Genomic DNA, 6,218 nt, shown 5'->3' on the forward strand with positions numbered 1-6,218 from the left:
GCACCGGGCTGCTGCTCGGCGGGCCGCTCGCCTCGGTGGTCGCCATCGCCTGGCTGGTCCCGGCCATGGGCGGGGTGCCCGGCTACTACTGGAACTACCAGGCGCTCGGCGAGGACGGCGGCTCGGCGGTGGCCAACGTGCTCTCCGATCCGACCCGGCTCCTCTCGGCCCTCGTCGACGCGCCGCTGAAGCCGCTGCTGCTGCTCTGGATCTTCGGCACGCTGTTCCTCCTCCCGCTGCGTTCCGCAACGATCCTCTGCGCGCTGCCGCTGCTGGCCGAGCGGGTGCTCTCCAGCAACCCGAACCACTGGTCGGTCGCCCGGCACTACGACGCGTTCCTCTGGCCGATCCTGCTGGTCGCCGCACTGGAGGTGCTGGGCCGCCACCACGACCGGGCACTGACCCGACGCCTCGGTGTGGCGGCGGCCGCCGTCACCGTAGCGGCGGCGCTGCCGCTCGGGGCGGCGAACCTGTTCGTGCCCGCCTACTGGCAGCCGAAGGCGAGCGAGGCCGCGCTGCTGCGCGGCGCGGCACGGATCCCGGACGGCGCGTCCGTCGAGGCCGACAACCAGGCGGCGCCCCGGCTGACGGCCCGGACGAACGTGGTCCTGGTGGACGAGAAGCCGCGCGGGCGCGAGTACGTGCTGATCCGCGCCGACAAGCGGTCCTTCCCGTTCCGGACCGACCGCGAGCAGGCGGCCAGGATCGACCTGCTGCTGGCGCACGGTTACCGGACGCTCTGGTCGGAGGACGGTGTCGTGCTGCTGCACCGCGAGAGCACCGAGCCGGTCCCGGGCGAGCACGTACCCGGTCCGGACTCCACCCCGTACCAGGACGAGGTGCCCTCGGACGTCGGTCACCACCTCTTCCGGGGCTGAGGGGGCACCTGCCTGCGGGTGGCCGCCTCCGGGCCGGCCGGCCGGCCGCTACGCCCCCTGAGCCTCGCGGGCCTCGAACGGCAGCAGTTCCGCGCGCTTGGGCGCGCGGCCGTCGCCGGAGGAGCGGCCGGTGAGCCTGCGGCCGACCCACGGACCCAGGTGGGTCCGGGCCCAGCGGGCGTCGGCGGCCAGCTTCTCCGTGCGGCGCGGGGGGTCGGCGGGCGCCAGCGGGGCACGCCAGTCGATTGCGGTGGGGCGGCCGAGCGCCTCCAGCACGGCCTCGGCGACCCGGCGGTGACCTTCGGGCGAGAGGTGCAGCCGGTCCTCCGACCAGAGCCGCCGGTCGTCGAAGCAGGGCGCGGAGAAGAGGTCGACCACGGCGATGCCCGGGTCCTGGGCGAGCTCGTGGACGAAGGCCTTCATCCGCAGGATGGCCGGGAGCAGGCGGGCCGAGCCGGCCATCCGCCGCGTCGGGTCGGTGCTGGTGAACAGGACGACGGTGGCGCCGGTGGCGCGCAGCTCGGTGGCGGAGCGGCCGAGCAGTTCCTCGACGCGGACGACGTCACAGCGGGGACGCAGCACGTCGTTGAGGCCGCCGGCCAGGGTGACCAGGTCGGCGCCCATGGCGGTGGCGGTGTCGATCTGCTCGTCGTGGATCTGGCCGATGAGTTTGCCGCGGACGGCGAGGTTGGCGTACCGGAAGTCCCCGGCCGGCCGCTCGGCGGCGAGGCGCTCGGCGAGGCGGTCCGCCCAGCCCCGATAGTGACCGTCGGGCGACAGTTCGTCGCACATGCCCTCGGTGAAGGAGTCCCCGACGGCGACGTAACTGCTGTAGGTGGTGGGCGCGTGGCGCACGGCGTTCTCCACAGTCTTCTGGATGGCCCGACGATCGTACGCGCAGCGCCCGCGCGTCCCGGGGCGGACCCCTCCCGCGACCGGACCGCGGCACGGCCGCCGCTGCCCGGTGAACGACCGCGACAAGCGGATGTCGATCCGCCGTTTATCGCCGCCCGGCAGAGTGGTGCAGGTCGGGAGGGACGGACGCCGCGAGCAGTGCGGGCCGTCTGCGCGGATCGACGGCCGGTCTCGGGGGAGCCGGGCGCCGCAGCAGCTCCCCACCGCCGGGCCGCGGGTGCGGCGCCTCCCACACGGGCGCCCCCGCGGTGCCGGGCCGTGTCCCCCCGGCCGGGCGGGCGGAACCGGAGCCACACAGGGAGGTCACCGCCCCGGCCGGGCGGGCGGACCAAGCGCGGCGCCCGGAGCCCGGCGGACCCTAGCCCGCGAGCATCGCCCTGTCTGCCGGTCTTCCCGAAGCCTCCGGAGCTCCGTCCGCGTCCCGGCCCGCGTCCCGTTCCCCGTCCGGAGCCGTCCCCGGATCCACCTCCCCGGTGATCCAGTGCGATCGCACCGCATCGGTCGGCCGCTGCTCGCCGAGCGCCGGGAGCCCCCAGGCTCCGAGCGCGTCGACGACCGGCCGGAGCGAGGCGCCGCGCGCGGTCAGCTCGTAGACGGTGGCGTTGGCCGGCCGCTCCAGCCGCCGCCGCTCCACCAGCCCCTCACCCTCCAACTGCTTGAGGCGCGCGGCGAGGATGTCGGTGGAGACTCCGGGCAGGTCGGCGTGCAGGTCGGTGTAGCGGCGCGGGCCGGCGAGGAGTTCACGGACGATCAGGAGGCTCCAGCGCTCCCCCACCGCGTCCAGGGCGCGGGCGACGGCGCAGTACTGGTCGTAGCTTCGGCGTGACATGTGGATCAGCATAGCCAAAAGGTTGGACTTTCCAAGTGCTTACTTGGTAGAACAAAGCAAGAAGGATCCACGCGGTGTGACGGTCGGGAGGCCGCAGATGGAGTTTCGGCAGTCCAGCAAGCTGAATGACGTGTGCTACGAGATCCGCGGCCCGGTGGTCGACCAGGCCAACGCACTGGAGGAGGCCGGGCACAGCGTGCTCCGGCTGAACACCGGCAACCCGGCCACGTTCGGCTTCGAGGCGCCCGAGGAGATCATCCAGGACATCATCCGCAACCTCCCCAACGCCCACGGCTACAGCGACTCCCGCGGCATCCTGCCCGCCCGGCGCGCCGTCGTGCAGTACTACCAGCAGCGCGGCGTCAGCGGCGTCACCGTCAACGACGTCTACCTCGGCAACGGCGTCTCCGAGCTGATCCAGATGTCCGTCACCGCACTCGTGGACGACGGCGACGAGGTGCTCGTCCCGATGCCGGACTACCCGCTCTGGACCGCCGTGATCCGGCTGGCCGGCGGCAAGGCGGTGCACTACGTCTGCGACGAGGAGGCGGAGTGGTACCCGGACCTCGACGACATCGCGTCGAAGATCACCGCCCGTACCAAGGCGATCGTCGTCATCAACCCCAACAACCCCACCGGCGCCGTCTATCCGAAGGAACTGCTGGAGGGCATCCTCGACCTCGCCCGCCGGCACCACCTGATGGTCCTCGCCGACGAGATCTACGACAAGATCCTCTACGACGGCACCGAGCACCACTGCCTGGCCGCGCTCGCCGACGACGTCCTCACCCTCACCTTCAACGGCCTCTCCAAGTCCTACCGGGTGGCCGGCTTCCGCAGCGGCTGGCTGGTCGTGTCCGGACCCAAGCAGCACGCGTCCGACTATCTGGAGGGCCTCACCATGCTCTCCGGCATGCGGCTCTGCCCCAACGTCCCGGCCCAGTACGCCGTCCAGGCCGCGCTCGGCGGCCACCAGTCCATCAACGACCTGGTCCTGCCCACCGGCCGCCTCGCCGAGCAGCGCGACGTCGCCCACAAGGCGCTCAACGAGATCCCCGGCGTCAGCTGCGTCCGCCCCAAGGGCGCGCTGTACGCGTTCGCCAAACTGGACCCCGCCGTCCACCGGATCGTCGACGACGAGCGGTTCGTCCTGGACCTGCTGCTCCGCGAGAAGATCCACGTCGTCCAGGGCACCGGCTTCAACTGGCCCCGCCCGGACCACTTCCGCTTCGTCACCCTCCCCCGGGCCGACGACCTGGAGACCGCGATCAACCGGATCGGCCGCTTCCTGGCCACCTACCGCCAGACGTAACCGGGCCGCAGCCGGGCGGACCCGCCGCATCGGCACGCCCCGGCCCCGCCCCGCCCCGTTCAAGGCCCGACCCCGTTCAAGGCCCGACCCCGCGGACACCCCGGTCCGCGGGGTCGCTCGCGTGCACCCGCCGCCCCGGCGCCCGGAACCCGAAAGGGGCGCGCAGCAGATCGCGTGGTGTGCCGACCGTTCGGGACTCCCCGAGACGTGGGCAGGGGGCTTCGGCACCGCACGACCCGTCCGGCAGGTGAGAGCCGGGGCCGGATTCAGCGCCGGGGGCCGTACATGATCACGGCGACGCCCGCGAGGCAGACCAGTGCCCCGACCACGTCGTACCGGGTCGGCCGGAAGCCGTCCACCGCCATGCCCCAGAGCAGCGAGCCGGCCACGAACACCCCGCCGTACGCGGCCAGCACCCGACCGAAGTTGCCGTCCGGCTGCAGGGTCGCCACAAAGCCGTAGGCACCGAGCGCGACGACGCCCGCCCCGATCCACGCCCACCCGCGGTGCTCACGCACCCCCTGCCAGACCATCCACGCGCCCCCGATCTCCAGGAGGGCGGCGAGGACGAACAGGAGGGCGGAGCGCAGGACGGTCATGATCCGAGAGCCTACGACGCGCCCCCGGACCCCGGCGCGGTCGCCGTCCCGGCCCTCGCCGACGGAACGCCCGGCCGCGCCCGCCCGGGCACCTGGCAGGATCGCCCCCATGGCCCGGATCCTGATCTACCGTCGCAACCTCCGCTTCCCGCACGCCTCGGCACTGGACGGCACCCGCGCGCTGCACGAGCTGGGCGAACGGCACGGCTTCACCGCCGACGCCACCGAGGACCCGGCCGTCTTCCGGCCGGACGCCCTGCGCCGGTACGCGGCCGTGGTCTTCCTCTCCACGGGCGGCGAGGTGCTCGACGAGGCCGGGCAGGACGCGCTGCGCGCCCACCTGACCGCCGGCCACGGCTGGCTGGGCGTGCACGCGGCCTCCACCACCGCGTACGGGTGGCCCTGGTTCGAGGGCCTGGTCGGCGCCCGCTTCGACCGGCACCCGCCGATCCAGCCCGCCGTCGTCCGGGTCGCCGACGCCGACCACCCGTCCACCGCGCATCTCCCGGCCCGCTGGGACTGGACCGACGAGTGGTACGACTTCCGCTCCGACCCGCGCGAAGGCGGCGCCCGGGTCCTGCTCACCGTCGACGAGGCCGACTACCGGGGCGCCTCGATGGGGTCGGCCGACCGGCACCCGATCGCCTGGTGCGGCGAGCACGACGGCGTCCCCACCTTCTACACCTCCCTCGGCCACGCGCCCGAGGCGTACACGGACCCGGCCTTCCGCGCCCACCTGCTCGGGGGCCTGCGGCACGTCCTCGTCTGAGGGCGGGCCGGACATGGCGGACCCGCCCGGAGCACGGGGGCTCCGGGCGGGTCCGGCATTCCGACAGTCCGACGCTCCTGCGTCGTCGGGTTCCCGGGTCCCGGGTTCCCGGCTTCCTCGGTTCCTAGCAGTCGTCGTCGTGCTTCTTGTTGGTCAGCACGACGGTGACGCAGTCGTCCTCGTCGACCGTGTAGGGGCAGGTCACCGGGTCACGCGGAAGGTCGTAGCCCGGAGGCGCGACGGTCTCCCGCAGGTAGTACTGGCCCGCCGACAGGTGCCTGAAGTCGCACCCGCCATCGGCGCTGGTGGTGCAGGACGCACCCGAGCGGGTGTCGGGGTTGGGCCCACCGGTCTGCAGACCGGGGATGCCGTTGGTCTCCTTCCACAGCTCGAACACGGCGCCGGCCAGCGGCCTGCCCGACTTGTCGTCCTTCTTGGTGAGGTGGATCGAGCCGTCGGCCGGCGGCTTCGGCGACGGGCAGTCGCGCGCCGTGATCTGGACGCCCTCGGACGCGTTCTGCGCCGTCAGGACCAGCGGACCGAAGACCGGCAGGGACGGCAGCTGGTACCCGGGCGGGGCAGCGGTCTCACGCCAGTAGTACCCGCCGACCTCCACCGTCCGTCGGCAGAGGCCGTCGGCGCCGGTGGTGCACGGGGCGCCGACCTGGGTGTCGGGGTTCACGCCGGTCGTCTGCAGACCGGGGATGCCGTTGGTCTCCTTCCACAGCTCGAACACCGCACCGGCCAGGACCGCGCCCGTGTTCGCGTCCTTCTTCAGGACCCGGACCTCACCCGTCACCGGGGGCTGCGGCAGATCAGCAGCCGTCACCTGCACACCGGCCGAAGCATTCGCCGGAGTCAGAACCAACGGACCGAACACCGGCGAAGCAGGCAACTGATACCCGGGCGGGGCAGC

The 6,218-nt window shown here is 73.2% G+C and carries 6 protein-coding genes and 1 pseudogene; 3 read left to right on the plus strand and 4 right to left on the minus strand.

The window, feature by feature from the left end:
* Nucleotides 1–878, plus strand: an 878-nt coding sequence (locus tag ACFWOG_RS19695; RefSeq protein WP_380359890.1) for a DUF2079 domain-containing protein, incomplete at its 5' end; no start/stop codon positions are given.
* Nucleotides 879–926: 48 nt separating this feature from the next.
* On the opposite strand, the gene ACFWOG_RS19700 is transcribed toward ACFWOG_RS19695, so the two are convergent.
* Together ACFWOG_RS19700 and ACFWOG_RS19705 are read right to left on the minus strand one after the other, a co-directional pair.
* Complete coding sequence (locus ACFWOG_RS19700; RefSeq protein WP_380359892.1) at nt 927–1,745, minus strand: SGNH/GDSL hydrolase family protein; 819 nt, start codon at nt 1,743–1,745, stop codon at nt 927–929.
* A gap of 526 nt (nt 1,746–2,271) precedes the next feature.
* Nucleotides 2,272–2,622: pseudogene (locus tag ACFWOG_RS19705) on the minus strand (winged helix-turn-helix transcriptional regulator); the annotation flags it as partial.
* Between the two features lie 97 nt (nt 2,623–2,719).
* On the opposite strand from ACFWOG_RS19705, the gene ACFWOG_RS19710 reads away from it, so the two are divergent.
* A complete protein-coding gene (locus ACFWOG_RS19710) occupies nt 2,720–3,934 on the plus strand; it encodes a pyridoxal phosphate-dependent aminotransferase (protein WP_329879412.1) in 1,215 nt (404 codons plus the stop codon).
* A gap of 266 nt (nt 3,935–4,200) precedes the next feature.
* Here the strand turns inward: ACFWOG_RS19710 and ACFWOG_RS19715 are convergent, their stop codons facing one another.
* Nucleotides 4,201–4,533 (minus strand): YnfA family protein, encoded by a 333-nt coding sequence (locus ACFWOG_RS19715; protein ID WP_329879413.1) that lies wholly within the window; start codon nt 4,531–4,533, stop codon nt 4,201–4,203.
* Between the two features lie 109 nt (nt 4,534–4,642).
* Here ACFWOG_RS19715 and ACFWOG_RS19720 point away from each other — a divergent pair, with 109 nt between their 5' ends.
* Entirely contained in the window at nt 4,643–5,302 is a 660-nt protein-coding gene (locus tag ACFWOG_RS19720; RefSeq protein WP_329948120.1) for a ThuA domain-containing protein, read from the plus strand.
* 124 nt (nt 5,303–5,426) lie between these two features.
* Here ACFWOG_RS19720 and ACFWOG_RS19725 read toward each other — a convergent pair whose 3' ends face one another.
* Entirely contained in the window at nt 5,427–6,131 is a 705-nt protein-coding gene (locus tag ACFWOG_RS19725; RefSeq protein WP_329948121.1) for a SpaA isopeptide-forming pilin-related protein, read from the minus strand.
* Between the last annotated feature and the right edge of the window lie 87 nt (nt 6,132–6,218).

The organism is Kitasatospora sp. NPDC058406, assembly GCF_042722765.1.
Taxonomy (GTDB): Bacteria; Actinomycetota; Actinomycetes; order Streptomycetales; family Streptomycetaceae; genus Kitasatospora.

Bases quoted from the DNA above. Each gene is read 5' to 3' on its own strand.
- ACFWOG_RS19710 (WP_329879412.1), top strand. From the start codon at position 2,720: ATGGAGTTTCGGCAGTCCAGCAAGCTGAATGACGTGTGCTACGAGATC.
- ACFWOG_RS19715 (WP_329879413.1), bottom strand. From the start codon at position 4,533: ATGACCGTCCTGCGCTCCGCCCTCCTGTTCGTCCTCGCCGCCCTCCTG.
- ACFWOG_RS19720 (WP_329948120.1), top strand. From the start codon at position 4,643: ATGGCCCGGATCCTGATCTACCGTCGCAACCTCCGCTTCCCGCACGCC.